We start from the raw sequence: 24069 nt of genomic DNA, 5'->3' as shown, positions 1-24069 counted from the left end.
GTGGCTGTCCCCACCGGGGACTGTTTGCCTATGCTAATGCGGTCAGGTGCACGGGCGCACGACTCGCAGGCGAGCTGGGGGGCTCCACGTGAGAGAACACGGCCGGAGAGCTCCTTCGCCAGGGCGATCGCCGGCCGTCCCTCACACCAGCAGAAGGAGCTCCCTCCATGCGCAGACCTGCGCTGCTCTCAGCCCTGACCGCGGCCTCTCTCGTGGTCACCTCCCTGGCCCCGGCCGCCGCCCTCGACGCCGCCGCACCGGCATCCCCGGCCGGCCCTGCTGCGACAGCGGCCGCGTCCGCCGAGGAGCTCACCGGCCGGCTGGTCGTCAAGTACAGCGACTCCCCCTCCGACGCCGCCCAGGACCGCCTGCTGGGCCGGGCCGCGGCCGCCGCCGGAGTGCCCGGGGGCGACGACGTCGCCCGGACCGAGGCCACCGCGGCGGGTGCCACCGTCGTGGAGCTGAAGAAGCCGGTGGACCTGGAGGAGGCCCAGCGCCTGGCCGACGAGCTCGCCGCCGACCCCGCCGTCGCCTACGCCGTGCCCGACCGGGTCGTCACCGGCTACGGCCTGGTCCCTGCCGACCCCGGCTACCCCCAGCAGTGGTCGATGCAGCCGCAGAGCATGTCCGGCGCCTGGAACCACGCCACCGGCAAGGGCTCGGTCATCGGGGTCATCGACTCGGGGATCACCGTGCACCCCGACCTGGAGCAGCAGCTCGTCGGGGGCTACGACTTCATCGCCGAGGCGGCGTACTCCAACGACGGCGAGCGCAACGCGGAGAACGACCGCGACGGCTTCCACCACGACCCCGGGACCTACGGGAGCGCTGAGCAGTGCAACGGCGCGGCGCTCCCCTCCAGCTGGCACGGCACCCACGTGGCCGGGATCGCCGTGGCCGACGACAACGGGACCGGCACCGTCGGGGTCGCCCCGGACGCCGGCCTGTTCAGCATCCGCGCCCTGGGCGCCTGCAACAACGGCAGCCTCGTCGACGTCGTCGAGGGCCTCTCCTGGATGTCCGGAGGCCCCGAGCTGCGGGACCCCCGGTTCCCCGCCGAGCGCGCCGCCGATGTGATCAACCTGTCCCTGGGCCTGGCGGGCGAATGCCACCCGTGGCTGCAGGAGACCATCGACCACGCGACCGCCCGGGGCGTCACGATCGTCGCCGCCGCGGGCAACGACGGTGTCGATGCCTCCCGGTCGGCTCCCGGCAACTGCCGCAACGTCATCACCGTCGGCGCCGTCACGCAGTCCGGGTCGCGGGCGGCCTTCTCCAACTACGGGCCCGCGGTGGACGTCTACGCCCCCGGCCAGGAGATCCTCTCCTCCTGGAACACCGGCGCCCAGGCGCCCGGGGAGGCGACCGTGGGGATGATGTCGGGCACCTCCATGGCCGCCCCCTACGTGGCCGGGGTGGTGGCGCTGCTCAAGGAGCAGGACCGGTCCATGACGCCGGCCGAGATCGAGGCCCAGCTGAAGCGCTCGGCCGACAGCGTCAACGGGCTGCCCGTGCTCGACCCGGCGGAGGCGGTCTCCACCGCGAGGCCGCCGGCGCCGTTCGCCGACATCTCCGCGGGCCAGCAGTTCTACGCCGAGATGGTCTGGGTGGCCGAGCGCGGCATCTCCACCGGCTGGACCGAGGCCGACGGGTCCAGGACCTACCGCGCCCTGAGCCCGGTCAACCGTGACGCGATGGCGGCGTTCCTCTACCGGATGGCCGGGTCCCCGGCCTACACGGCCCCGCCGGTCTCCCCGTTCAAGGACGTGAGCACCGGGCAGCAGTTCTACAAGGAGATGGCCTGGCTCGCCGACCAGGGCATCTCCACCGGGTGGGCCGGCTCCGACGGCACCCGCTCCTACCGGCCCGACGCGCCGATCAACCGTGACGCAATGGCCGCGTTCCTCTACCGCTTCGCCGGATCCCCCGCCTACACGGCCCCGCCGGTCTCCCCGTTCAAGGACGTGAGCACCGGGCAGCAGTTCTACCAGGAGATGGCCTGGCTCTCGGCCCAGGGCATCTCCACCGGGTGGACCGGCTCCGACGGCAGCCGCTCCTACAGGCCGCTGACCTCGATCAAGCGCGACGCGATGGCTGCGTTCCTCTTCCGGCTGTCGCCGCTGCTCTGAGCCGCAGGAGCCCGCCGTGGGACGGAGCCGCCGGGCCCGGGCCTACTCGTCGGGCCCGGGCGGGGTCGGCGCCGGCGCCCGGCCGGCTTGTGCCCACAAGTGTGGCTGTCGGCCGCTTCCGGCATTTGCGTACGCTAACAATCAGCAGATGCGGGACGCACACCTCGAAGGGGAGCTGGGGGGCTCCACGGGGGACGGGCGGTCCGGAGAGCGCCGGCCACGATGGGGGTCGTGGCGGCGACGGCCTGTACGGGCCTCTCCTCCGCCGGCGCCGCAGCTGCCGCGACGGTCGTCGCGCCGGACACCTCAACCTCCGGCGCGACGGCCGTCCCACACCGGTCACGTCGGCGGACGCCGGTGGGCGGTCTCGTACAGGCGCAGATAGATCCATCCCCGCACGGCGCCCGTCAGGGACAGGGCGGTGAGCGCCGCCCAGACGACGACGATCCCTGCCCACGGCAGGGCGGGCCACAGCAGGATCCCCAGCCCCGTGGTCACGCCTGCGGTCAGCAGCAGGACCGTCAACTCCAGCTGGTCGCATGAGCGGGCGGCGACCCCGACGCGCACCGAGGGGGACTCCGGGAGCCGCCCGGTGCGACGGGCCTCTCGTCGGGCGGCGTGGACGTCGCTGCGCTGGGAGAACCGGCGCACCTCCGGACGCGGGGCCCGTCCGAGCATGAGCACCAGCCAGGCCAGGACGAAGACTCCCGCCCATCCCGGCACGAACCACTGGCGCCCGCCGCCGGTCCCCGCCCACCAGGCGGCGCACAGGCCGGCCACGAGGACGACCCCGTCGGCGGGGACCGTCTCCAGCAGCAGCCGTCGTCGGGACGGGACGGGCCGGTCGGGGTGGGACAGCACCACGCCGCCGCGCTCGCTGGGGGTTCTGGTGTCCATTCGATCTCGCTCACATCGGTTGTGGAGGGCCGCGGGGGGGCTCGTCAGGGCGTGAACCGGTAGCCCATGCCCAGTTCCGTGAGGAAGTAGCGGGGATGGGAGGGCTCGGGCTCGAGCTTGGCGCGGATCTGGGACATGTAGACGCGCAGGGAGTTGGCCTCCTCGCCGTAGTCGGGGCCCCACACGGTGGTGAGAAGTTCCGTACGGCCGATGAGCCGGTGGGGGTTGCGGGCGAAGACCTCCACGAGGCGCCACTCGAGCTTGGTCAGGCGCACCGGTTCACCGGCGACGGTGAGGGACCTCTGCGCCAGGTCGATGCGCACCCGGCCGTCGGAGGTGGTGACCACGGCTCCGGCCGGGTCGGGCTGGGCCCGGCGCAGGGCGGCGCGCAGGCGGGCCAGCAGCTCGTCCATCGCGAACGGCTTGGCCACGTAGTCGTCGGCTCCGCGGTCCAGGGCGTCGACCTTGCTGTGGGACTCGTTGCGGGCCGACACGACGATGATCGGCACCTGGGACCACCCGCGGATGCCCTCGATCACCTCCCGGCCCTCCATGTCGGGCAGGCCCAGGTCCAGGAGGACGACGTCGGGGTGCTCGTGGGCGGCCACGGCCAGGGCCTGGCGCCCGGTGGCGGCCTGGTGGGTGCGGTAGCCGCGGGCCTTGAGGTTCACCAGCAGGGCCCGGGTGATCTGGGGGTCGTCCTCGACGACGAGCACGCTGGCGCTCACGGCTGCACCTGCCCGGACCCGGAGGCCGCCGCCGGGACGGTGCGCGGGGCGAGCGCACGGAGGGTGAGGACCATGGTGAGCCCGCCGCCGGGGGTGTCCTCGGCGTGGACCCGGCCCCCGACGCCTTCGGCCAGCCCGCGCGCCACCGCCAGGCCCAGTCCGATCCCGGTGGTGTTGTCCCGGTCGCCCAGGCGCTGGAAGGGCTGGAAGATCCTCTCCCGGTCCGCGGCGGGCACCCCGGGTCCGTGGTCGATCACCTGCAGTGCGACGGCTCCGTCGGTCGCGGCGGCCCGCAGGGTCACGGGGGTGCCGGTGCTGTGCTTCACGGCGTTCTCCACGAGGTTGGCGATGATCCGCACGAGCAGCCCGTGGTCCCCGAGGACGGGGGGCGTGTCCAGCGGGATGTCCAGGTCGATCCGGTGCCGCTGCTCGGCGCCGCAGGCGTTGCGGACCGCGCTCTCGGCCAGGTCCGCCAGCTCCAGGGGCACCCGGTGGACGACCAGGTTCCCGGACTGGATGCGGCTCATGTCCAGCAGGTCGTCGATCCGCTCGGTGAGCTGGTCGGCGGACTCCTCGATGGTGGCCAGCAGCTCGGCGGTGTCCTGCTCGCTGAGCACGACGTCCTGCATCCGCAGGCTGGAGACGGAGGCCTTGATCCCGGCCAGGGGGGTGCGCAGGTCGTGGGAGACCGCCGCCAGCAGGGCGGTGCGCATGGCGTTGCCGGCCGCCAGCTCCCGGGCCTGCAGCCGCGCCTCGTCCAGGGCGTGCTGCTGCAGCACGGCGCCGATCCGCCCGGCGAAGGCCTCCAGGATGCCCCGTTCGGGGGCCTCGGCGGAGATGCCGTCGACCAGCAGGACGTGGCGGTCGTCGACGGTCACGGTGGCGTCCCAGGCGGCGGGGTCCGTGGCCGGGCGCCCCGAGATCAGCAGGACGGTCCGCTCGTCCGGGGCCGTGGGCCCGGCGGGCCGTGCGGCCAGGGCGACGCTGGTGAGGGCGTAGCTGCTCCGCAGCCGGTCCAGCAGGGCCTGCACGCTCAGGCCCTCGCTGATCACTCCGCCGGCCAGCTCGAACAGCACCGCCGCCTGGTGGCGGGCGGCCCGCGCCTCGGCGGTGCGGCGGGCCTCGATGTCGACCACCCGGGCCACCCCGGCGGCCACCAGCAGGAACAGCACCAGCGCCCAGATGTTCAGCGGCTCGTGGATGATCCACTGCCCGGTGGGCGGGGTGAAGAACCAGTTGATGAGCATCGTGCCCAGCACGGCCGCGGCCACCGCCGGCCACCACCCGCCCACGATCGCCACGAACACGACCAGGGTCAGGTGGCACAGGAAGTTCAGGGTCAGGTTCTGCTCGCCGGTCCCGGCACGGAGGAACACCGCGGTCAGCCCGGCCGACCCGCCCACGGCGAGCATCCACCCGGTGAGGCGGCGCCCCCGGCTCAGGGGCGCGCTCCGCCGGAGCTGTCGCTGGGGACGCGGCGGGACGGACCCGGCCGGCCGGTTCTCGGCGTGAGAGTCCACGGGGACCTCGACCTCCTTCTGGCCGCACCCGGCCGATCGCCCGATCCGCGCCCGGGCGTCGTGCCCCGTGCGGATCGGGTCGCGGCCAGTCCTGACCGCCTCCTCATTCTCCGCGGGCAGGTGCCGCCCGGTCTTCATTGACGGGTGCACGGGGATCAACCGACGTGGATGCGGGGTCGGCGGTCCGGGGCGGGCTCGTGCTCGCGGAGGATCTCCCGGACCACGGGGGCCGTGTCGCCCTGGCCCAGCAGCAGGTAGCGCAGCAGGTGGGTGATGGGGTTGCCCTCGGACCAGTCGAAGTAGGCGTGCGGGATCACCCCGGTGCCGTCGCGCAGGGCCAGCAGGACCGCGGCGATCGCGTTGGGGGCGGCCGGGCTGGAGACCCGCAGGATCCGGTGCCCGGAGACCTCCACCCCGCGGACCTCCAGCTCCTCGGAGAACGAGGAGGGATCGCTGATCTGCACCTCCAGGAAGATCACGTCGGCCTGGCCGGGGACCGGGTTGACCAGCCGCTGGACGGCCTCCTTGGCCGCGTAGCGGCGCCCGCTGTTGCCGGACGGCTTGTGGGCGATGATGTTCAGCCGCCCGTCGTGCTCGAGGGACTCCAGCACGAACTGCCGCGCCGTCCCGTCGAAGGCGATGCGGTCGGCGCGCAGCTCGGTGGTCCGGGTGACCCGGGAGATGAGGGAAACGGCGATGATCCCGGCGACGAAGAACGCGGAGATCACCAGGCCGTCGGGCTTCAGGATGATGTTCTCCACCAGGGCGTAGCCCATCACCAGCGTCACCACGGCGAACCCGGCCGCCGCGCCCCGGCGGTGTCCCCGGTAGCAGGAGATGGTCACGGCCACCGCGGCGGAGACCATCATGGCCAGCACCCCGGTGGCGTAGGCCCCGGCCTGGGCGTTGACGTCGGCGCGGAAGACGATCGTGATCAGGACGCTCAGGCCGGTGTAGACGAACACCACCGGGCGGACCAGCCGCCCCCACTCCGGGGCCATGCCGTAGCCGGGCAGGTAGCGGGGGACGATGTTGATCAGCCCGGCCATCGCCGAGGCCCCGGCGAACCACAGGATGAGGATGCTGGCCAGGTCGTAGACGGTGCCGAAGCCCTCCCCGAAGTGCTCGTGGGCCAGGTAGGCCAGGGCCCGGCCGTAGGCGGCCCCGCCCTCCTCGAACTCTTCGGCCGGGATCAGCACCGTGGTCACGAAGGAGGACCCGATGAGGTAGACGCTCATGATCAGCGCCGCCGTGGTCAGCAGCTTCCGGGCGTTGCGCACCCGTGAGGCCAGCCGCTGGGCGGGAGTCGCCCCCTGGGCGGCGACCAGGGGCATCATCGACACCCCGGTCTCGAACCCGGACAGGCCCAGCACCAGCAGCGGGAACGCCAGCACCGACAGGCCCAGGATCTGCCCCGGTCCTCCCCCCGTGCGGGTGAGGGCCTCCGTCCAGCCCTGGAAGGAACCAGGCGTGGAGACGATCTCCCAGGCGCCGGCACCGATGATCACGGCGTTGAGGCCCATGAACGCCACCACCAGGGGGATCGCCACGGCCACGGCCTCGGTGAAGCCCTTGAGGAAGACAGCGCCCAGGACCAGCAGGAGCACCACGGTCACCGCCACGTTGTGCCCGTGCAGGAACCGGGGGGCCAGCGGGTTCTCCACCAGGTGCACGGTGGCGTCGGCCGCGGACAGGGTGATGGTGACGATCCAGGAGGTGGCCACGAACCCCAGCAGCACCAGCACGAACACCTTGCCCCGCCAGAACGGGAGCAGGTGCTCGAGCATCGCCACCGACCCCTGCCCGTGCGGGCTCTCCTGGGCGACCTTGCGGTACATCGGCATCATCCCCGCCAGGGTCAGCACCACGATCAGCAGCGTGGCCAGGGGGGAGAACACCCCTGCGGCCAGGGCGGCGATGCCGGGCAGGTAGGACAGCGTGGAGAAGTAGTCCACCCCGGTCAGGCACATCACCTTCCACCAGGCGTGCTGCGGGTGCCCGGTCTCGGCCGCGGCCGGCCCCACCGGGGCGACCTGGTGGACCGACAGCCACCGCACCAGCGGATGACGGGAGGCGGGCCTGCCCGCGGGGCGGGACACGCTGGCCGGCATCGAGTACGTCGTCGAACGAGTCATGATCTGCTCTCTCGAACCCGGGCCCGGCTCGGGGCGGCCGAGATCGTCACGGGCTTCGTGCGGCGGACAGGGGTGGTGGATCCGCCGGCACCGCGGGCGCGACATCTCCGGAGAACAGTCCACACCCCAGCCGGGCACCCCGGGCGTTTCTTAATGCCGGGCTAATGGGAATCCGGCGATTCTTAGCGCCGGCTTTACACCGCTGGAGCCGCGGCCCGGCTCGACCCGCCCGCGACCGGGTTCATCTAGACTCGCGCCATCGACGACCGGTCCGGGACGCGCAGAGCGCGGGACACCGGAGCGGGCACCGTGGCGACGGAGGAGCCGGAGGCATGACGGGGACGTACAGGTACGACGTGGAGGTGCTGCACCTGCTCGTGTCGCCGGAGCACGCCTACTTCGGCCGCGCACGGGACGGCGCCGCGGCCGTGCCGACGACGGACGCCGACAGGGCCGAGCTGGTGGCCGGCAAGGGCGTCGTCGGCGACCGGTTCTTCGGCAAGGCCGCGCACATGGATGCCGCGGTCACCCTGCTCGCCGTCGAGGCTCTCGAAGCCATGGCCGCGGAGCTGGGCGCCGCCCCCTTCGACCCGCTCCTGGCACGGCGCAACGTCGTCCTCAGGGGCGCCCAGCTGGCGCCGCTGCTGGGCGAGGAGTTCGCCCTGGAGTCGCGCGGGGCGCTCGTGGAGCTGCGGGGCGGGCGACCGGCCCACCCCTGCGCCTGGATGGACCGGGTGCTCGCCCCGGGCGCGCACGCCGCGATGCGGGGGCGAGGAGGTCTGCGCTGCCGGCCGCTGACGACCGGCGTCCTGCACCGCGGACCGGCCGTGCTGCACAGCCCCGTGCCCCTCGAGCCCGACCGGGCGGGCGAGGCCGTCCTGCGGCGACCGGAACGGCTGCCGTAGGTGCCCGCCGCCACGCCCCGAGAACCCGTCATCCCGACACCGACGACCACGAGAGGTGGCCCATGAACCCGCTGTGGCTGGACGACCTGGCCGTCGGGGACCGGTTCCGGACCGACGAGTACGAGATCACCCAGGAGGAGATCCTCGCCTTCGCCGGCCGGTACGACCCCCAGCCCTTCCACCTCGACGAGGAGGCCGCCGCCGGCTCGTTCTTCCAGGGCCTGGCCGCCAGCGGATGGCACACCGCGGCGGTCACCATGCGCCTGATCGTCACCAGCGGACTGCCCATCGCCACCGGCATCATCGGTGCCGGGGTGGAGCTGAGCTGGCCCTCGCCCACCAGGCCCGGCGACGTGGTGCACGCGGAGATCACCGTCACCGAGATCACGCCGTCCCGCTCCAAGCCCGACCGCGGATTCGTGACGATCGGCTACGAGACCGTCACCCGCACCGGGGAGATCCGCCAGCGGACCACCGCGACCCTGCTGATGTTCACACGCCCCTCCCGGCCCTCCCCCTCGGACGCACCCCGGTCCTGAGCCCGGAGGCCCGCTGTCCCCGGTCATGGAGAAGGGGAGGTTCGGTCGTGGCGTCGTGCTGGGATCGGGGTCAGGCGCACACGGACGGCCAGGCCGGCGCCCAGCTCGCGCCCCTGCTCAGGACCACCGTCGCCGCCGGCAACGCCCACTACGCCGGACTGGTGCTCGCCTCCGACGAAAGTCAGGCAGTGGATCAGTGCAGCCGAGACCGTGGTCCTTCAACGGCCAGCGCTTGTCAGGCAGTGATGAAGGAATCCGGGGAGAGGGGGAAGCTGTGGTCGTGACCTCCGGACAGCTCCGCGTGGTCACCGGCCACGCTGATGTGCACCGGTGGTGCGCTGCTGGGTTGGAGGCGGACATGGAGGGCGTCCGTGGACAGGGCGACATCGATGCGGTGGCCCCGGTAGAGCACCTGGAAGCCCACCTCTCGCAGGTGCTCGGGCAGCCGGGGGGTGAAGGCCAGCGCGGCGGTCTCGATGTGCAGGCCGGCGAAGGCCCGCACGACGATGTCGATCGTGCCCGACATGGCGCCCAGGTGGACCCCTTCACGGGTGGTGCCGCCCTGGGTGTCGTCCAGGTCTGCGAGCAGGGCCTGGCGGAACACGCTCCAGGCGCGGGTGGTGTCGATCTGGGCCAGGACCGAGGCATGGGCCACCCGGCTCAGCGTCGAGCCGTGGGCGGTGCGGGCCAGGTAGTACTCCACGGTGCGCCGCAGATCCTCCTGGTCGAAGGCGTACCCGAGCCGGTCCAGCGCCCGGGTGGTCCCCTCGGGGCCCAGAAGGTGGATGAGCATCAGCACGTCGGCCTGCTTGGCCAGCTTGTAGCGGTTGGGGGTGTCGTTCTCGGCCTCGAGGATCAGGTCGAGGCGTTCGATGCTGCCGTACCGGGCGCGGTAGCCGGCCCAGTCCAGCTCCAGGAGCTCCCCATAGCCGGCGAACTGGCTGATGATCCCGTCGTGGAAGGGCACGGCCAGGCGGCGGGCCAGGTGCTCCCAGTGGGCGATCTCCTCAGCGGTGATCTGCAGCCGGTCGATGAGCTCCCGGGCCGGGTGGCCGGCCAGTTCGGTGAGGACGGCGCCCGCCCGGTCGCACAGCCAGGAGGTCAGGACGTTGGTGTAGGCGTTGTCGCGGAATCCGGCCCCCGGGGAACCGGGGGGCCCGTCGTGGTACTCGTCCGGGCCCACCACGTGGTCGATGTGGAACCGGTCCGTCTCCGGGTCGTAGCCGGCCAGGGAGGAGAAGAGGCGCGTGACCTCGATGATCAGCTCGGCCCCCCTGGCGGCCAGCCAGGCGCGGTCCCCGGTGACCTGGTAGTGCTGCCAGGCGTTGTAGGCCACGGCCAACCCGACGTGGCGCTGCCGGTGGGAGTAGTCGGGCACCCAGTGGTCGGCGCGGCGGTTGTACAGCTGGCGGGGGGTCTCCTCCCGCCCGTCGCTGCCGCTCTGCCAGGGGAACATCGCCCCGGACAGGCCCTTGGTCCGAGCTGCGGCCCGGGCCGCGTCGAGGCGGTGCCACCGGTAGTCCAACAGGGCTTCGGTGGTCTCCGGGACGCGCAGGCCCAGGACCGGGAAGACGAACAGGTCGTCCCAGAAGACGTGTCCGCGGTAGCCCTCCCCGTGCAGGCCCCGGGCCGGGACTCCGGCGTCGAGGGCGGCGGTGTGCTCGGAGACGGTCTGCAGCAGGTGGAACACGTGCAGGTTGAGCACCAGCTGGGACTGCCGGTCGGCGTCGAAGGTGATGGCGAACCGTTCCCACAGGCGCCGCCAGGCCCCCGCGTGGGGTTGGAGCAGGGAGGCGAAATCTCCGCGGTGGCGGCTGAGCTCGGCCTGCACTGCGGTGGCCGGGGAGGAGATGGCGCGGTCGCGGGAGGTGGCCACGGCCGCGGTCCTGAGCACGGTGACCGGGTGCCCGTCGGTGAGCTCCAGGTCGTACTGGCGGCAGTAGCGCCCTTCTTCGGAGATGCCGGGGTGGGCCCGGGCCGAGGCGCCGTCGATGGTGGTGCGCACGGCCAGGCCCAGGCGGATCTGGCTCTGGGTGGTCAGGACCTCGCACAGGACCGTGTCCGGGTCGGGTTCGGTGAACACGGGCGCGGTGAGGTGCTGTCCGCCGGTGCCGATGTAGTCGTGGACGTTGGTGTTGGTCACCGCGGCGTCGATCCCGACCCGGATACTGACGGGCCCGCTGAAGCCCTGGGCCGTCACGGTGGTCTCCAGGGCGGCCAGGTGGGGGGCGTGCATCGACACCAGCCGGCGCTGCACCACGGACACGCACTGCCCTTCGGGGCCGGTGAGGGACAGGCAACGGGTCAGCACCCCCTGGCGCAGGTCCAGCTCGCGCCGTTCCCCGGCGGTGTCCAATCCCCCGGTGGACCACCACGGGCCCTGCCCGATCCGCAGATCCACCGGCAACCAGTTGGGCGTGTTGACCAGGTGCTCTTCCTCCAGCTCCTGCCCGTGGATGGTGCAGGTGGCCCGGTTGTAGATCCCGGCCAGATACGTGCCGGGATAGTGGGTGCCGTCGTCGCGGCGCTCCGGGTGCGCCCCACGGGTGGCCATGTAGCCGTTGCCCAGGGTGGTCAGGGCCTCGCGGTGGCCCTCGTGGGCGGGGTCGAAGCCGTGGTAGACCATCCGCCACGGGTCGGTGCGCGAGACCCCCAGGTCCAGCTCGGAGACCTCCCCCAGGACCAGATCGGCCCCGGCGCCCTCCAGGCCCTCCCGCGTCCCGGTGCGGTCGATGCCGACCACCAGCCCGAAGCCTCCGGCACGGCCGGCCTGGATGCCGGCCGCGGCGTCCTCGACCACCGCGACCCGCTGAGGGGAGACCCCGAGGCGGCGGGCCGCCTCCAGGTACAGGTCCGGCTCCGGCGGGCCGGGCAGGTGCTGCTCGGCGGCGACCTGCCCGTCGATGATCACGTCGAACCGGGCGTGCACCCCGGCGTCGGACAGCACCGTTTCGGCATCGGCGTGGGGTGTGACCAGGCCGACGGGGATGCCTCCGGCGCGCAGCCGCTCCAGCAGGGCCATCGTGCCCGGATAGGCGCGCACGCCCACCCGGGCCAGGGCAGCGGGGGTGAGGACCTCGGTCAGGGTGAACAGCACCGCCTCATAGGGCAGGGCGGGGCTGCGCCCGGCTCGAGGGGGCATCTCGGTGGCGTTGCCGTGGTCGGTGGTGGCCATCTCGGACAGGCTCCTCTCTGGGTTGTTCAGGATCCCGGGGCGGTCGCTCATCGCAGCGGATACGTTTCGGCCTGGCCGGCGCAGTGGTAGCCGCACCCACGCACCCAGCCGATGAGATCCGCTGTCGAGGTCCGGTCGGGGTCGAAGGTGACGTTGGCCGTCTGGGAGACAGGATCGGCCTCCCCCTGTAGCACGCCCGGGCGGCGGGAGAGCGTCGCCTCGACGACGGCCTTGGAGGAGGCCCGGTGGAGTCCCTGCACCTCCATGACAGCAGGGGCCTCGTGCTCGCTCATCCCAGACCCTCCTTCGCGGTCAGCCAGCGGTGTGCCGGCGAACCACACCGCCTCGTCCGCGCCCTTCCTCGAAGCCCCCGCCTGGCCGGCAATCGCACGAGGTGGGCAGGCGGAAACCGATGGTGTACCGGGCAGGTACATGACCGACGGTAGATCCTGGGTGGGAGGCGATGAAGGCTGAGTCCGTGAAGATTTCATGTTGAAATCCCGGCCGGACCTGCCACCGCTCCCCGGCCGGAGCATCCTGGGTCAGGACCGGCCTTCGCTGGACCCGTGAGCAACAGCAGCCGCCCGCCGTGACGATCACTGCGGTGTCCCGCAGCACAGGAGCACCGCGCTCCTGCGCGGCGTCGGCTCAGCGACCACCGACAGCGCCTCCAGGAAAGGAACGATCATGACCCAGAAGATTCGGGTGGGCGTCAACGGCTACGGGGTCATCGGCAAACGCGTGGCCGATGCGATCACCGCCCAGGACGACATGGAACTGGTCGGGGTCAGCGACGTGATCTCCGACTACCGGATCACCGCCGCTGTCTCCCGCGGCATCCCCGTCTACGCCTCCACCGCCGAAGGCGCCGCGGCGATGCGCTCCACCGGGTTGCCCGTGGCGGGAGAACTGCACCAGCTGCTCGGGGTCGTCGACGTGATCGTGGACTGCACCCCGGCCAGGATCGGGGCCACCAATCTGGAGCACTACCGTGCCCACGGGGTCAGAGCCATCTTCCAGGGCGGGGAGAAGCACGCCCTCACCGGCCATTCCTTCGTGGCCCACGCCAACTACGCCACCGCCCTGAACCGGGACACCACCCGCGTGGTCTCCTGCAACACCACCGCCACCGTCCGGACCCTGAGCGCGCTGCAGGACGCAGGGTTGCTGACCAGGGCACGCGGGGTGCTCATCCGCCGGGCCACCGACCCCTGGGAGTCCGACCACTCCGGGATCATGAACACCATCGTTCCGGAAACGGCCATCCCCAGCCACCAGGGCCCCGACGCCCGGACGGTCGTGCCGGAGCTCGACGTGGTGACCATGGCCGCGAAGGGCGCCCACACCCAGAACCACCTGCACTACTGGGCCATCGACCTCACCCGCCCCGCCACCTCGGAGGAAGTCCTCGAGGTGCTGGGCGCCATGCCGCGGATCGCGCTGGTGCGCAGCAGCGAGGGGATCGTGGCGCCCAACAGCACCATCGAGCTGATGCGGGACCTCGGACGGCCCCGCTGTGACATGTACGAGGTCGCCGTGTGGGCCGACGTCCTCACGGTGCAGGGCGGCGAACTGTTCTGCACCTACACCGTCGACAACCAGGCGGTGGTCGTCCCGGAGAACATCGACGCGATCCGGGCCCTGGCCGGCACCGTCACGGACGGGGCCGAATCCATGAGCCGCACCGACGCCGCCCTGGGAGTGCGCGCAGACTTCCTCTTCCGCGCCCCGCACCCGGGCCAGGCCCACTCCCCGGCGGGGGCACGGTCGTGAACGCGACGGAGACCTTCCGCATCGTGGTCGGGGTGGACGGCTCCCCCGAGTCCCTGAGGGCGTTGGAGTGGGCGGTCGCCGAGGCCCGGCTGCGCCACGGGCAGGTCCATGTGGTGACCGCCTGGCAGCACCCGGCCATGGTGGCCGACGACGAGGACCTGGACTGGGACCTGACCGGATACGAAGCCCGGGCCCGGTTCCTCCAGGCCGAGGCGCTGCGCAGCGCGCACGCCGCCCCGGAGGACATCACCGGCGAGGTGGTCCAGGGGCAGCCGGCCGCCGTGCTGATCGAGGCCTCCGCCGAGGCCGATCTGCTGATCGTGGGTTCCCACGGCTACGGCGGCTTCACCGGTCTGCTGTTGGGCTCCGTCTCCAACCAGGTCGTCCATCACGCCCGCTGCCCCGTGCTCGTCGTCAGATCCAGGCGCCCGGGCCGGCTGTAGGGCCCGGTCCACCCCTGTGGTTACCGCATCTCCGGGTCCAGGTGCGGGGGCCTCTACAGGTTTTCGTCGAGCGGCCAGGGCCGTGCCTGAAAGGTTCTGCGACTGAGACGGGTCTGGGCAGAGAGTGCCCGTCGCGCAGGATGGTGAGGAGCACATCGCAGCGTCAGCGGGCCAGGGAGGATCACGCACTGTTGCGTCCTTGAGAGGGATGTCCTCAGGGTGGGGAGGGGTGGCCGCCGGAGCCCTGCGGTATCAGGAGGTTCCTGCCGTCGGTGTTGGGGCAGTGGAGGAGCTCACCGCTTTGGTCGGCCGAGGGGAAGGGCTCGCGGGACCTCGTCCGGGCGATCACCCGGGGATTGCCCGGCGGTGGCATCGTGGACCCTTCAGAAATCTGCCGGCTGCATCGAACCGCTCTCCCGCTGCCCTGCTCCCCTGCCGGTCAGTGGCCGGCGGTGTGGTCGGGGTTGTGGGAGGGAGCCGGGGACTCCTCCCCGCCCGGGACGTCGACTGTTGCGCTGCCGCTGATCAGCGGGCCGATGACGAAGGCCGAGAGCGAGTAGAGGGCCGCGAAGACGAGCAGACCGACGGCGGGCGCCCACCAGGTTCCGAACCGGCGGCGCAGGCGCAGCAGCAGAGGAACCGAGGCGGCAAGGCCCAGAACGCCGAACACGAGGGTCCCGCCGGACCCGGCAATCAGGGCCATCCCGGCGAGCACGCCCACGTGGTGCAGCACGTGCGGGAGCAGCCCCAGGACCGCACCCATCCCGCCCATGGCCGAGTTCCACAGCGCGCGCAGGCGCCGTGGCCGGGTCGACGCAGCGCCGCCGGGCGCGGTCGGATGATCGCCGGCCCGGTGGTGGGAGAGATGCTTGTCCATCGCCGTCGCGTCCCTCCTTGCGGGGAGTGTGCTGTCCGCGCCGAATCTGGTCACGGGCGGTCCATGGACAGGGGCCCAGCAGGCTCACGTGCGCTCTTACAGCAGCGCTTCGGTGGTCCTGCCGCCGTCGGTGGTGCGTACAACGGTGGAGTCGGCCACCAGCAGTGTCTCCACTGTCCCCTCCTCGGTGAGGCCCGCCCCCAGAGCGGTGATCTCCCCGATCGCCTCGTCGCTGGCCACCCAGGTGTCCCCGGCATCCGTGCTGGACAGGAGGCGGCCGTCGATGCCGGCACCCACGATGGTCCTCTCATCGGCCCAGGCCACCAGGGGCATCAGCTGCGGGGCGTCCAGGGTGTCCCGGGTGGCCCCGTCGTCGGCGAAGCGCAGCACGCCGTTCTCGGTGGTGGCCAGTACCGTCCCCGTGCCCGGGGCGATCGCCAGGGAAGCCGGGGCGGAGGGGATCTCGAGGGTCTTCCAGGTGCGGCCGTCGGTGCTGGCGCGCAGCTGCCCGTCGAAGCCGAGGACTCCCTGGGGGCCGGCGGCCAGGGCGTGGAAGTCCGACTCCCCGCCGCGGGAGAGCATGTTCCAGGTCTCACCGGCGTCGGTGGATTCGGCCAGGCCCAGGGGCTCGGGCAGGTCGGTCCCGGGGCCGGGGTAACCCGAGGCCTGGTAACGACCCTCGGGGGTGAGGGTGAAGCCCATCAGATCCACCACCGGGCCCACCCGGGTCAGTTCCCGGTCCTGGAGGCGGAACAGGCCCTCGTGGGTGGCCAGCAGAATCACTCCGCCGACCCCGTGGCGAGTGAAGCGTGGACATGGGTGATCGCCGTCCCGGCGTGACCGGCGCTGGAGGACGCGACCGGGGCCGTGGACTGCGCCTGCGGCGAACACGCCACCAGCGCACCGGTGCCGAACAGGCCGAAGCCACCCACGAGAAGGGATCTGCGGGTCAGGGGGTCCATGGGTCCTTTCCGCCTCGCACCGCACCGCGAGGCGCACCCCTCATTGTCTCCCCGCTCTGATGAGGCTCCCGGGAGGTTTGTTTGAAGGTTTGGCGAAGATTCCGCCCCCCGACCAGTTCTCGGCGCCGATGCGGCCCACACGGGGGAGACACTGATGGCATGAACCCTGGCATCGATGCGGCGGCCGGGCGGGTGCTGGTGGTCGACGACGAGAAGCCCCTGGCCCAGATGGTCGCCACCTATCTGACCCGGGCCGGCTACGACGTCCTCACCGCCCACACAGGCCCCGACGCCGTTCAGGCCGCACGCACCCAAGCCCCTGATGTGGTGGTGCTGGACCTGGGCCTGCCCGGGATGGACGGCATCGAGGTGTGCCGCCGGCTCCGGGCGTTCTCCGAGTGCTACGTACTGATGCTCACCGCCCGCGGGGACGAGGAGGACAAGCTGGCCGGGCTGGCGGCGGGGGCCGATGACTACATCACCAAGCCCTTCAGCGTCCGCGAACTCGTCGCCCGGGTGGCTGCGGTGCTGCGCCGGCCTCGCACCACCGTGGTCCCCGCCGAGCCGGCCCGGGTGTTCGGGGATCTCGTCGTCGACCTGGCCGCCCACGAGGCCCGGCGGGGCGGGAACCCTGTGCCGTTGACCCGCACGGAGTTCGACCTGCTGGCCGCGCTGTCGGGCCACCCCCACCAGGCGCTCACCCGCCGCCAGCTCATCGACACCGTGTGGGGCCCGGCCTGGGTGGGGGACGACCGGCTGGTGGACGTGCACATCGGGCACCTGCGCCGGAAACTCGGGGAGGACCCGAACCGCTACATCGACACCGTGCGCGGGGTCGGCTACCGGATGGCGATCCGATGAGCCCGCTGCGGCGCCACCGCGGGATCGCCTCTCGGTTCTTCCTCGCCCAGGTGCTGGTGGTGGGTGTCAGCATCCTCGCCTCGGGGGTAGTTGCCTCCCTGGCCGGGCCCCCGATCTTCCACGAGCACATGCTCATAGCCGGGCACCCCGAGAATTCCCCGGAGCTGCTGCACGTGGAGCGGGCCTACCGCGACACCAACCTCATCACCCTGGGCGTGGCCCTGGGCACCGCCCTGATCTGTGCTCTGGTGGTCAGCGCCTGGTGCTCGCGCCGCCTCCGTGATCCCCTGGAACGGCTGACCGAAGCAGCCCAGGGCATGGCCCGCGGCCGCTACGACACCCGGGTGCCGGACATGGGCGCCGGTGCGGAGGTGGACGCCCTCGCCTCCTCCTTCAACACCATGGCCGCCCGGCTTCAGCGCACGGAGGACACCCGCCGCCGGATGCTCTCGGACCTGGCCCACGAGATGCGCACCCCGATCTCGGTGCTCACCGTCTACTTCGAGGCCCTCCAGGACGGGGTCACCCACTGGGACGAGACGACCGATGAGCTCATGAGCGAACAGCTCGCCCGGTTGACCCGGCTGGTCGAGGACATCAACGACGTCTCCCGCGCCGAAGAAGGACGGATGGACCTGGACCGCGCCGAGCACCCGGTGTGCGAACTGGTGCACGCCGCGGTCGAGGCCCACCGGGAGGCCTACGCCGCCAAGGGGGTAGAACTTCTGGTCGACCTCGACCAGGGCGGGACGGTGGAGGTGGACCGGCAACGGATGGGCCAGGTGCTGGGCAACCTGCTCACCAACGCCCTGCGTCACACCCCGCCCGGGGGCACAGTGACCGTCCGGACCACCACCTCCAGCCCCCACCACCTGGCCATCCAGGTGGCCGACACCGGCGACGGCATCGCCGCCGAGCACCTGCCCCAGGTCTTCGAGCGCTTCTGGCGCGGGGACACCGCCCGGGACCGCGACCACGGCGGCTCCGGGATCGGACTCACCATCTCCAAAGCCCTGGTGGAAGCCCACGGCGGGGCCCTCACCGCCACCTCCTCCGGGCCCGGCCACGGCGCGGTGTTCACCGTGGAGCTGCCGACCCGTCAACAGGTGGGCCCCCCGGCGGCAGAGGTCCCCGGATGACATTCTTCCTTGCTTTATACCCCTAGGGGGTATATACCCTGGAGGGGTAGGGATCGTCCCGGTCCCGGCTGTACCGCATGATCCGACCGAAGGAGCTTCCCATGACCCCGCAGACCCCGAAGCCGCTGCCGATGGCCTCCACCGGCTGCGCCTGCTGCACCCCCGCCCCGGTCTCCGACCAGGCGGCTCCCCCCGCCGCTGCTGAGGCAGCCCTCTCCACCGGGGCCTCCACGACCTACCAGGTGGAGGGCATGACCTGCGGCCACTGCGCGACCAGCGTCACGGAGGAGATCACCGCCCTGGAGGGTGTGACCGATGTGCGCATCGACCTGGTGGCCGGTGGTGTCTCCACCGTGACCGTCAGCGGTACCGCAACCCCGCAGGCCGTGCGGGCCGCGGTCGAGGCTGCTGGCTACACCGTCGTCGTGGCCTGAGGCAGTCCCCCTCGCACCGATCGGCCGGCAGCCTTCGTGAAAGGCACAGCATGAGCCTTCCGCGCCGCGCGGCCCGCCACCGTCCCCACTCACTGACCTGCCCCGCTTTCACCCCCCCCCGAACCGAAGAGAAGGACCCACCGTGAAGCGATCCACCACCCTCACCGTTCTCTCCCTGGCCTCGGCCCTGGCTGTGGCCGGCTGCGGCACCAGCGGCGCCCAGGACAGCGCCGGCACGGTCTCGGAGACCGCGACCCCGGCCACCTCTGCCCCCGATGCCACGGGAAACGCCTCAGCCTCCGGCGAGCCCATCGCGGAGGAGCACGACGACGACGACGTGATGTTCGCGCAGATGATGATCCCCCACCACGAACAGGCCGTTCAGATGAGCGAGACGCTGCTGGCCAAGGACGCCGTCCCGGCCCAGGTGCGCGACTTCGCCCAGAAGGTCATCGACGCCCAGGGTCCCGAGATCGAGCGCATGGACCAGATGCTCTCCACCTGGGGCGCCCCCGCCACCCCCGACGACGGGGACACCGGCCACGGCGGCCACGGCAGCGGCATGATGACCGAGGAGGACATGGGCATGCTCAACGACGCCCAGGGGGCGGAGGCGGCCCGGCTGTACCTGGAGCAGATGACCGTCCACCACGAGGGTGCGGTCGAGATGGCCCAGGTCGAGGTGGAGAACGGCTCCAATTCACAGGCCGTTCAGCTCGCCCGGGACATCATCTCCGCCCAGGAGGCGGAGATCACCGAGATGGAGGAGCTGCTCAAGGAGCTGCCCAGCCAGTCCTGAGAATCCACAGAAGGTGGCGGGGCCACCGCGCGGTGCCGGCCACGGTCGGGGCGCAACGGCCGATGGGCTCAGCGGCCCAGCGCCTGCACCAGGGGTGCCTTGCCCAACCGGGTCCGCTCCAGGGACGCCACCACGCCGACCTCCACCGGGGTGCCCACCACGCCGGTGGCGGCCAGAGCCGCAGCCACACCGGCCCGGACCGACTCGACGGTGCGCCCCGGTGCCAGTCCGGCGACCCGGACCCGCAGACCGTCGGGGTGCTGGACCACCTGCCACCCGGCCACCGACACCTCGTCGAGCACCCGGTGGAAGACATTGGGGTGCACCCGCACCCGGCCACCGGCCCCGGGGAGCTCGAGCACGTCCTCCGAGCGGCCCTCGATGGTCTCCAGCCGGGCGAAGGACCGCCCGCACGCGCAGCCACGCCCCCCGAGAGCGATCCGGTCGGACATCTCGTAGCGGATCAGCGGCAGGGTGCGGGAGAACAGCACGGTCACCAGCAGGCGGGCTCCCACCGTGCCCGCCGGCACGGGGACCCCGGCCTCGTCGACCGGCTCCACGATGACCAGGTCCTCGTAGAGGTGGCGGGTGCGGTAGCGGCACGGGGAGGCGATGCCGGCCGTCTCAGTGGCTGCGTACACATCGAAGGGGGACGTGCCCCAGGCCGCCTCGATCGCGGCGGCGGTCTGCGCCGTGAGCACCTCGGAGGCCGAGACCACCGAGGCCGGGGCGATGGCCAGCCTTCCTGCTTCTTGCTCGGCCGCCAGCGGGCGCAGCGCCGAGGGGTAGCCCACCAGCAGCCGGGGCCGGAAGGCGTTGAGCTGCCGGACGGCCTCGGGCAGCGGGTCGGTGGCGTCCAGGCGCAGGGTCGGCACCATCCGCGACTGCAGGGACGCCCCCACCACCGCCGACTGGTGGGTGGGCACCCGCGAGCTGACCACCGCCACCCGCAGCGGACGGGTCAGCCCGGCCGGCACCCCGGCCCAGTCGTTGGCCCTCGCGTAGGAGGCCAGCACGATCGCCCACTCCGCCCGGTTCCACACGAAGACCCCCGGCCGGCCCGTGGTGCCGGCCGTGGCGGCCGCCCACCAGCGCCCCCGCCACGGCACCCCGGGGTCCGCCCCTGAGGTGACCAGCTCGTGCAGGTGCGCCTCGACGTCGGCCCGCCGCAGCCCCGGGGCGGTGACCGCCTCGTCGAAGTGCTCCATCAGCTGCGCCTTGGTCACCGGCGGCAGCGCCGACAGCGGGGCGTCGAGCAGCCCGGCGTGATGGCTGCGGTAGAACGCCGACCGGGCGTAGGCCACCCGCCGCAACCGGGCCAGACCTCGTGCCTGCTCGAGTGCGATGCGCTCAGCGCTCCACCGGTCGCGCCGCCCCCAGGAGGCGCGCAGCAGGAGAAGCTCGGAGAGCAACCGGGCGTCCATCTCTCCTCCGATCCGTCAGGGATGGCCCCTGCCGACCCTCCGACGATGCACCGCGGTCGGAGCGACCCCACCGGGTGCGCCGTTCCGGGTGGGAGCCTCAGCCCAGGTGGGCCAGCAGATCCTTGTCCACCGCGCCGAGATCCTTCGGAGAGGCCTTCAGCATGGAAGCGATGTGGTGCGTCATGGCGCGCTCCTTCTCCGGGTCGGTACGGCGAACCGACCGGCGTCGGCCCGCCGTGATCTCGACGCTAGACCGCTCCGTTCGACGCCTGAACCCCTGCGGTCTTGAAGATTCGGTGAAGATGTACCGTCCACCCCCCCCTGCCCTGATCTTCCCTCAGCGACAGGTCTACCGTGGACGGTGCCGGTCCGCCCCGATCCGGAGCTGACCGGAGCAAGCACAACGATGTGTGGGCCCGGCACGGGCTCCTGCGAAGGAGAGGTTCGTCATGACGTCGACGTTCAAGCACCTGGCCGCCGGAACGGCCCTGGCCCTGGCCCTCAGCAGTGCCGGCGCCGCGGCGGCGGTCGCGTCCCCCGCGCACGGTCCGGCTTCCGCGCAGATGAGTTCCGAGCGGCACATGCGGCACATGTCGCACGACCACCACTTCGCCGTGATGATGATCCCCCACCACCAGGGCGCGATCGACATGGCCGAACTGGCCCTGGAGAAGTCCGATCGTCCCGAGGTCCGGGACCTGGCCGAGAAGATCATCGAGGTCCAGACGGAGGAGATCGAGCAGCTGCAGGCCGCCGCCGACCGGCTCGCCGCCGAGAAGGACGAGGATCGCCACCGCCACGGTCGTCACGGTCACGGCCACCACGGTCACGGCCACCACGGTCACGGCCATCACGGTGGCCAGGGCCACGGTGGGGGCATGGGCGGCGACATGCACGGCGGCATGATGGGCGGGATGGACGGCATGGGCCTCGAGGAGCTGGCGAAGCTGTCCGGGGACGAGTTCGACAAGGCCTTCCTCGAGGAGATGATCGCCCACCACCGGATGGCCGTCGAGATGGCCCGGATGGAGCTGCAGATGGGGACCGACCCGGAGCTCCGGGCCATGGCGGAGACGATGATCGAGGACCAGCAGGCGGAGATCGAGCTCATGCAGGGCTGGCTGGAGGAGTGGTTCACGGCCTGACCACGGACCGGCCCGACGCCGGTGGGGTTCGCCGGCCCGGGCCTGCGAGGCGCGAGACTGGTCCCATGCCTGAGCCTCCCGCCCTCCGCTCGCCGGTCCCCGGCATCGCCGCGATCCTGGCCACCTCCGTCCTGTGGGGCACCACCGGGACCGCCGCGACCTTCGCGCCCGACGCCGGGCCGCTGGCGATCGGAGCCGCCGCGCTGGGCGTCGGCGGGCTGCTGCAGGCGGCGATCGCCCTGCCCGCGCTGCGGCGCTCGCGGGAGTCGCTGCGGAGGCACGCGGGCCTGGTGGCGGTCGGGGCGGTGGCGGTGGCGGTCTACCCGCTGGCGTTCTACAGCTCGATGCACCTGGGCGGGGTGGCGATCGGCACGGTCGTCTCCCTGGCCTCCGCTCCCCTGGCCTCCGGGGTCCTGGAACGGGCGCTGGAGCACAGGTCCCTGAGCCGGTGGTGGATGCTGGCGGCCGTCCTGGGCGTCCTCGGCAGCGTCCTGCTGGTCCTGTCGAAGACCGCGCAGCCGGCGGTGTCCGCCTCCGCGACCGCGGCCGGCATCGGGCTGGGCCTGGTGGCCGGAACGACCTACGCGCTGTACTCCTGGGTGGTCCACCGGCTGATGGGCCACCAGGTGGGGCGCGCGGCGTCGATGGGGGCGGTCTTCGGGGCCGGCGGGGCGCTGCTGGTTCCCGTCCTGCTGGTCACGGGCGCGCCCCTGGTCGCCTCGGCGCCGTCGTTCGCCGTCGCCGCGTACATGGCCCTGGTGCCGATGTTCCTCGGGTACTTCCTGTTCGGGATCGGGCTCGCCCGGGTGCGCCCGAGCACGGCGACCACCCTCACCCTGACCGAGCCGGCGGTCGCGGCGGTGCTGGCGGTCGTCGTGGTGGGCGAGCGGCTGACCGCCGCCGGCTGGGCCGGTCTCTCGGTGATCGCCGCCGCGCTGGTCGTGCTCGCCGTCGCCCCCACCAACGTCGCGGACCGGCGGCCCGGCCCCTCGGGAGGGGCCGGGCCGCCGGTGGACGGTCAGGAGCCGCTGGTCAGGGCCGGACGACCGCCTTCAGGGCTCCCGCGCCGCGGCCGGCCGTGAGCGCCCCGGCGACGTCGTCGAGACCGTGCCGGGAGGTGACGAGCCCGTCGAGGTCCACCTCGCCCGAGGCGGCGAGGCGCACCGCGGTGGGCCAGGTGTTGGCGTAGCGGAACGTGCCCGTGATGACCAGCTCACGGTTCTGCACGAGCGGCACGGGCAGGGCCAGGGTGTCCATGCCCATCCCCACCAGCACGGCGCGTCCGGCGGGGGCGAGCCGGTGCAACCCGGACAGCACCGCCGGCTGCACCCCCGTGGCATCCACGAACACGTCGTACCCCGAGCCTGGGAACGGCGCTCCCTGCTCCGGCGCGTCCTGGGTCGTGAAGACGTCCGTGGCCCCGTAGCCGCGCGCGACCTCGAGGCGCTCGGCGCGCACGTCCGTCACGACGACGTCGGTGGCCCCGGCGAGGGCCGCGCACTGCGCCACGAGTAGACCGATCGGCCCGGCTCCGGCCACGAGCACCCTGGATCCCAGCCGCACGTGACCGGCCTGCACCGCCGCGATCCCGACCGAGAGCGGCTCCAGCAGGGCCGCGGCCTCGTCGGAGACGCTGTCCGGCACGGTGTGGCAGAAGGCCGCGGGATGCACCGCGTACTCGGAGAAGACGCCGTCCACCGGCGGGGTGGCGAAGAAGCGCACCGCGGGGTCGAGGTTGTACCGGCCGGCCAGGGTCTCCGCCGAGAACGGCTCCGGGATCCCCGGTTCCAGCGACACGCGCTCCCCGACACGGGCGGGGTCGACGCCGGGACCGACGGCCACCACCTGCCCGGAGGGTTCGTGGCCGAGCACCAGGGGCTCCTCGACCACGAAGTCGCCGATCCTCCCGTGCTCGTAGTAGTGCGTGTCGGAGCCGCACACGCCCACGGCGAGGATGCGGACCAGCACCTCGCCCGGGCCCGGCACTGGCACGGGCCGCTCCTCGACCAGGAGCCGGCCCGGACCGGTCAGGACGCTGGCTCGCATGGACTGCGGCAGAGACATGGGCGGCACCTCTGTCTGCGCTTGCTGTGTGTTCGTCTGCGTCATGCGGGCGCTCAGTCGGGGAGGCGGGTGCCGGTGGCGGTGTCGAACAGGTGCAGGTGCTCCATCGCCGGGGCGACC

At 72.5% G+C, this 24069-nt stretch carries 22 protein-coding genes; 11 read left to right on the top strand and 11 right to left on the bottom strand.

What is annotated here, in order from left to right:
* The first annotated feature begins 167 nt into the window (after positions 1-167).
* Positions 168-2129 carry a S8 family serine peptidase gene (locus IEW07_RS21040; RefSeq protein ID WP_229741841.1) on the top strand — a complete coding sequence of 654 codons (1962 nt, stop codon included), beginning with the start codon at positions 168-170 and terminating at the stop codon, positions 2127-2129.
* 339 nt (positions 2130-2468) lie between these two features.
* Here IEW07_RS21040 and IEW07_RS13280 read toward each other — a convergent pair whose 3' ends face one another.
* The 4 genes from IEW07_RS13280 to IEW07_RS13265 all read right to left on the bottom strand — a co-directional run bounded on the left by IEW07_RS13280 (position 2469) and on the right by IEW07_RS13265 (position 7409).
* Complete coding sequence (locus tag IEW07_RS13280; protein ID WP_188537999.1) at positions 2469-3026, bottom strand: hypothetical protein; 558 nt, start codon at positions 3024-3026, stop codon at positions 2469-2471.
* A 44-nt stretch (positions 3027-3070) separates the two neighbouring features.
* Positions 3071-3754 carry a response regulator gene (locus IEW07_RS13275; RefSeq protein WP_229741840.1) on the bottom strand — a complete coding sequence of 228 codons (684 nt, stop codon included), beginning with the start codon at positions 3752-3754 and terminating at the stop codon, positions 3071-3073.
* The gene (locus IEW07_RS13270; RefSeq protein ID WP_188537997.1) at positions 3751-5274 is read right to left on the bottom strand and encodes a sensor histidine kinase; all 1524 of its coding nucleotides are present in this window, start codon (positions 5272-5274) and stop codon (positions 3751-3753) included. The genes IEW07_RS13275 and IEW07_RS13270 overlap by 4 nt, the downstream gene beginning before the upstream one ends.
* A gap of 155 nt (positions 5275-5429) precedes the next feature.
* Positions 5430-7409: an APC family permease gene (locus IEW07_RS13265; RefSeq protein WP_188537995.1), complete on the bottom strand. Its 1980-nt coding sequence runs from the start codon at positions 7407-7409 to the stop codon at positions 5430-5432.
* Between the two features lie 332 nt (positions 7410-7741).
* Between IEW07_RS13265 and IEW07_RS13260 the strand changes: the two genes are divergently transcribed.
* Complete coding sequence (locus IEW07_RS13260; RefSeq protein ID WP_188537993.1) at positions 7742-8314, top strand: MOSC domain-containing protein; 573 nt, start codon at positions 7742-7744, stop codon at positions 8312-8314.
* 62 nt (positions 8315-8376) lie between these two features.
* The gene (locus IEW07_RS13255; protein WP_188537991.1) at positions 8377-8853 is read left to right on the top strand and encodes a MaoC family dehydratase; all 477 of its coding nucleotides are present in this window, start codon (positions 8377-8379) and stop codon (positions 8851-8853) included.
* Between the two features lie 235 nt (positions 8854-9088).
* On the opposite strand, the gene IEW07_RS13250 is transcribed toward IEW07_RS13255, so the two are convergent.
* Positions 9089-12028, bottom strand: coding sequence for an HAD-IA family hydrolase (locus IEW07_RS13250; protein ID WP_268235536.1), 2940 nt, complete (start codon positions 12026-12028; stop codon positions 9089-9091).
* A gap of 47 nt (positions 12029-12075) precedes the next feature.
* Positions 12076-12321 carry a cation transporter gene (locus IEW07_RS13245; RefSeq protein WP_188537988.1) on the bottom strand — a complete coding sequence of 82 codons (246 nt, stop codon included), beginning with the start codon at positions 12319-12321 and terminating at the stop codon, positions 12076-12078.
* A 394-nt stretch (positions 12322-12715) separates the two neighbouring features.
* On the opposite strand from IEW07_RS13245, the gene IEW07_RS13240 reads away from it, so the two are divergent.
* Together IEW07_RS13240 and IEW07_RS13235 are read left to right on the top strand one after the other, a co-directional pair.
* A complete protein-coding gene (locus tag IEW07_RS13240) occupies positions 12716-13801 on the top strand; it encodes a type II glyceraldehyde-3-phosphate dehydrogenase (protein ID WP_188537986.1) in 1086 nt (361 codons plus the stop codon).
* Positions 13798-14244: a universal stress protein gene (locus IEW07_RS13235; protein WP_188537984.1), complete on the top strand. Its 447-nt coding sequence runs from the start codon at positions 13798-13800 to the stop codon at positions 14242-14244. The genes IEW07_RS13240 and IEW07_RS13235 overlap by 4 nt, the downstream gene beginning before the upstream one ends.
* Positions 14245-14683: 439 nt before the next feature.
* Here IEW07_RS13235 and IEW07_RS13230 read toward each other — a convergent pair whose 3' ends face one another.
* From IEW07_RS13230 to IEW07_RS21030, 3 genes are all read right to left on the bottom strand, one after another.
* Positions 14684-15121 carry a hypothetical protein gene (locus tag IEW07_RS13230; RefSeq protein ID WP_188537982.1) on the bottom strand — a complete coding sequence of 146 codons (438 nt, stop codon included), beginning with the start codon at positions 15119-15121 and terminating at the stop codon, positions 14684-14686.
* A 96-nt stretch (positions 15122-15217) separates the two neighbouring features.
* Positions 15218-15904 (bottom strand): F510_1955 family glycosylhydrolase, encoded by a 687-nt coding sequence (locus IEW07_RS13225; protein ID WP_229741839.1) that lies wholly within the window; start codon positions 15902-15904, stop codon positions 15218-15220.
* Entirely contained in the window at positions 15901-16083 is a 183-nt protein-coding gene (locus IEW07_RS21030) for a hypothetical protein (RefSeq protein WP_229741838.1), read from the bottom strand. The genes IEW07_RS13225 and IEW07_RS21030 overlap by 4 nt, the downstream gene beginning before the upstream one ends.
* A 159-nt stretch (positions 16084-16242) precedes the next feature.
* On the opposite strand from IEW07_RS21030, the gene IEW07_RS13220 reads away from it, so the two are divergent.
* The 4 genes from IEW07_RS13220 (at position 16243) to IEW07_RS13205 (ending at position 19316) form a co-directional block, all read left to right on the top strand.
* Positions 16243-16944, top strand: coding sequence for a response regulator transcription factor (locus IEW07_RS13220; protein WP_188537980.1), 702 nt, complete (start codon positions 16243-16245; stop codon positions 16942-16944).
* Positions 16941-18083, top strand: a complete 1143-nt coding sequence (locus tag IEW07_RS13215) for a sensor histidine kinase (protein WP_188537978.1) — start codon at positions 16941-16943, stop codon at positions 18081-18083. Before IEW07_RS13220 ends, IEW07_RS13215 begins: the two co-directional genes overlap by 4 nt.
* Before the next feature lie 101 nt (positions 18084-18184).
* Complete coding sequence (locus IEW07_RS13210; protein WP_188537976.1) at positions 18185-18517, top strand: heavy-metal-associated domain-containing protein; 333 nt, start codon at positions 18185-18187, stop codon at positions 18515-18517.
* 142 nt (positions 18518-18659) lie between these two features.
* Positions 18660-19316, top strand: a complete 657-nt coding sequence (locus IEW07_RS13205) for a DUF305 domain-containing protein (RefSeq protein ID WP_188537974.1) — start codon at positions 18660-18662, stop codon at positions 19314-19316.
* Positions 19317-19384: 68 nt separating this feature from the next.
* On the opposite strand, the gene IEW07_RS13200 is transcribed toward IEW07_RS13205, so the two are convergent.
* Positions 19385-20740 carry a phenylacetate--CoA ligase family protein gene (locus tag IEW07_RS13200; protein ID WP_188537972.1) on the bottom strand — a complete coding sequence of 452 codons (1356 nt, stop codon included), beginning with the start codon at positions 20738-20740 and terminating at the stop codon, positions 19385-19387.
* A gap of 449 nt (positions 20741-21189) precedes the next feature.
* Between IEW07_RS13200 and IEW07_RS13195 the strand changes: the two genes are divergently transcribed.
* Both IEW07_RS13195 and IEW07_RS13190 read left to right on the top strand, forming a co-directional pair.
* Positions 21190-21885, top strand: coding sequence for a DUF305 domain-containing protein (locus IEW07_RS13195; protein WP_188537970.1), 696 nt, complete (start codon positions 21190-21192; stop codon positions 21883-21885).
* A gap of 65 nt (positions 21886-21950) precedes the next feature.
* Positions 21951-22967 carry a DMT family transporter gene (locus tag IEW07_RS13190; RefSeq protein ID WP_188537968.1) on the top strand — a complete coding sequence of 339 codons (1017 nt, stop codon included), beginning with the start codon at positions 21951-21953 and terminating at the stop codon, positions 22965-22967.
* Here the strand turns inward: IEW07_RS13190 and IEW07_RS13185 are convergent.
* Positions 22918-23949, bottom strand: coding sequence for an NAD(P)-dependent alcohol dehydrogenase (locus tag IEW07_RS13185; RefSeq protein WP_229741837.1), 1032 nt, complete (start codon positions 23947-23949; stop codon positions 22918-22920). The genes IEW07_RS13190 and IEW07_RS13185 overlap by 50 nt on opposite strands.
* Positions 23950-24069 lie beyond the last annotated feature (120 nt).

Source organism: Kocuria dechangensis, assembly GCF_014636775.1.
Lineage (GTDB): Bacteria > Actinomycetota > Actinomycetes > Actinomycetales > Micrococcaceae > Kocuria > Kocuria dechangensis.
This window is presented reverse-complemented; position numbering and strand designations above follow the sequence as displayed.

Bases quoted from the DNA above. Each gene is read 5' to 3' on its own strand.
- IEW07_RS13265 (WP_188537995.1), bottom strand. From the start codon at position 7,409: ATGACTCGTTCGACGACGTACTCGATGCCGGCCAGCGTGTCCCGCCCC.
- IEW07_RS13215 (WP_188537978.1), top strand. From the start codon at position 16,941: ATGAGCCCGCTGCGGCGCCACCGCGGGATCGCCTCTCGGTTCTTCCTC.
- IEW07_RS13230 (WP_188537982.1), bottom strand. From the start codon at position 15,121: ATGGACAAGCATCTCTCCCACCACCGGGCCGGCGATCATCCGACCGCG.
- IEW07_RS21040 (WP_229741841.1), top strand. From the start codon at position 168: ATGCGCAGACCTGCGCTGCTCTCAGCCCTGACCGCGGCCTCTCTCGTG.
- IEW07_RS13245 (WP_188537988.1), bottom strand. From the start codon at position 12,321: ATGAGCGAGCACGAGGCCCCTGCTGTCATGGAGGTGCAGGGACTCCAC.
- IEW07_RS13195 (WP_188537970.1), top strand. From the start codon at position 21,190: ATGACGTCGACGTTCAAGCACCTGGCCGCCGGAACGGCCCTGGCCCTG.
- IEW07_RS13280 (WP_188537999.1), bottom strand. From the start codon at position 3,026: ATGGACACCAGAACCCCCAGCGAGCGCGGCGGCGTGGTGCTGTCCCAC.
- IEW07_RS13255 (WP_188537991.1), top strand. From the start codon at position 8,377: ATGAACCCGCTGTGGCTGGACGACCTGGCCGTCGGGGACCGGTTCCGG.
- IEW07_RS13260 (WP_188537993.1), top strand. From the start codon at position 7,742: ATGACGGGGACGTACAGGTACGACGTGGAGGTGCTGCACCTGCTCGTG.
- IEW07_RS13220 (WP_188537980.1), top strand. From the start codon at position 16,243: ATGAACCCTGGCATCGATGCGGCGGCCGGGCGGGTGCTGGTGGTCGAC.
- IEW07_RS21030 (WP_229741838.1), bottom strand. From the start codon at position 16,083: ATGGACCCCCTGACCCGCAGATCCCTTCTCGTGGGTGGCTTCGGCCTG.
- IEW07_RS13190 (WP_188537968.1), top strand. From the start codon at position 21,951: ATGCCTGAGCCTCCCGCCCTCCGCTCGCCGGTCCCCGGCATCGCCGCG.
- IEW07_RS13185 (WP_229741837.1), bottom strand. From the start codon at position 23,949: ATGTCTCTGCCGCAGTCCATGCGAGCCAGCGTCCTGACCGGTCCGGGC.
- IEW07_RS13210 (WP_188537976.1), top strand. From the start codon at position 18,185: ATGACCCCGCAGACCCCGAAGCCGCTGCCGATGGCCTCCACCGGCTGC.
- IEW07_RS13250 (WP_268235536.1), bottom strand. From the start codon at position 12,028: ATGGCCACCACCGACCACGGCAACGCCACCGAGATGCCCCCTCGAGCC.
- IEW07_RS13200 (WP_188537972.1), bottom strand. From the start codon at position 20,740: ATGGACGCCCGGTTGCTCTCCGAGCTTCTCCTGCTGCGCGCCTCCTGG.
- IEW07_RS13240 (WP_188537986.1), top strand. From the start codon at position 12,716: ATGACCCAGAAGATTCGGGTGGGCGTCAACGGCTACGGGGTCATCGGC.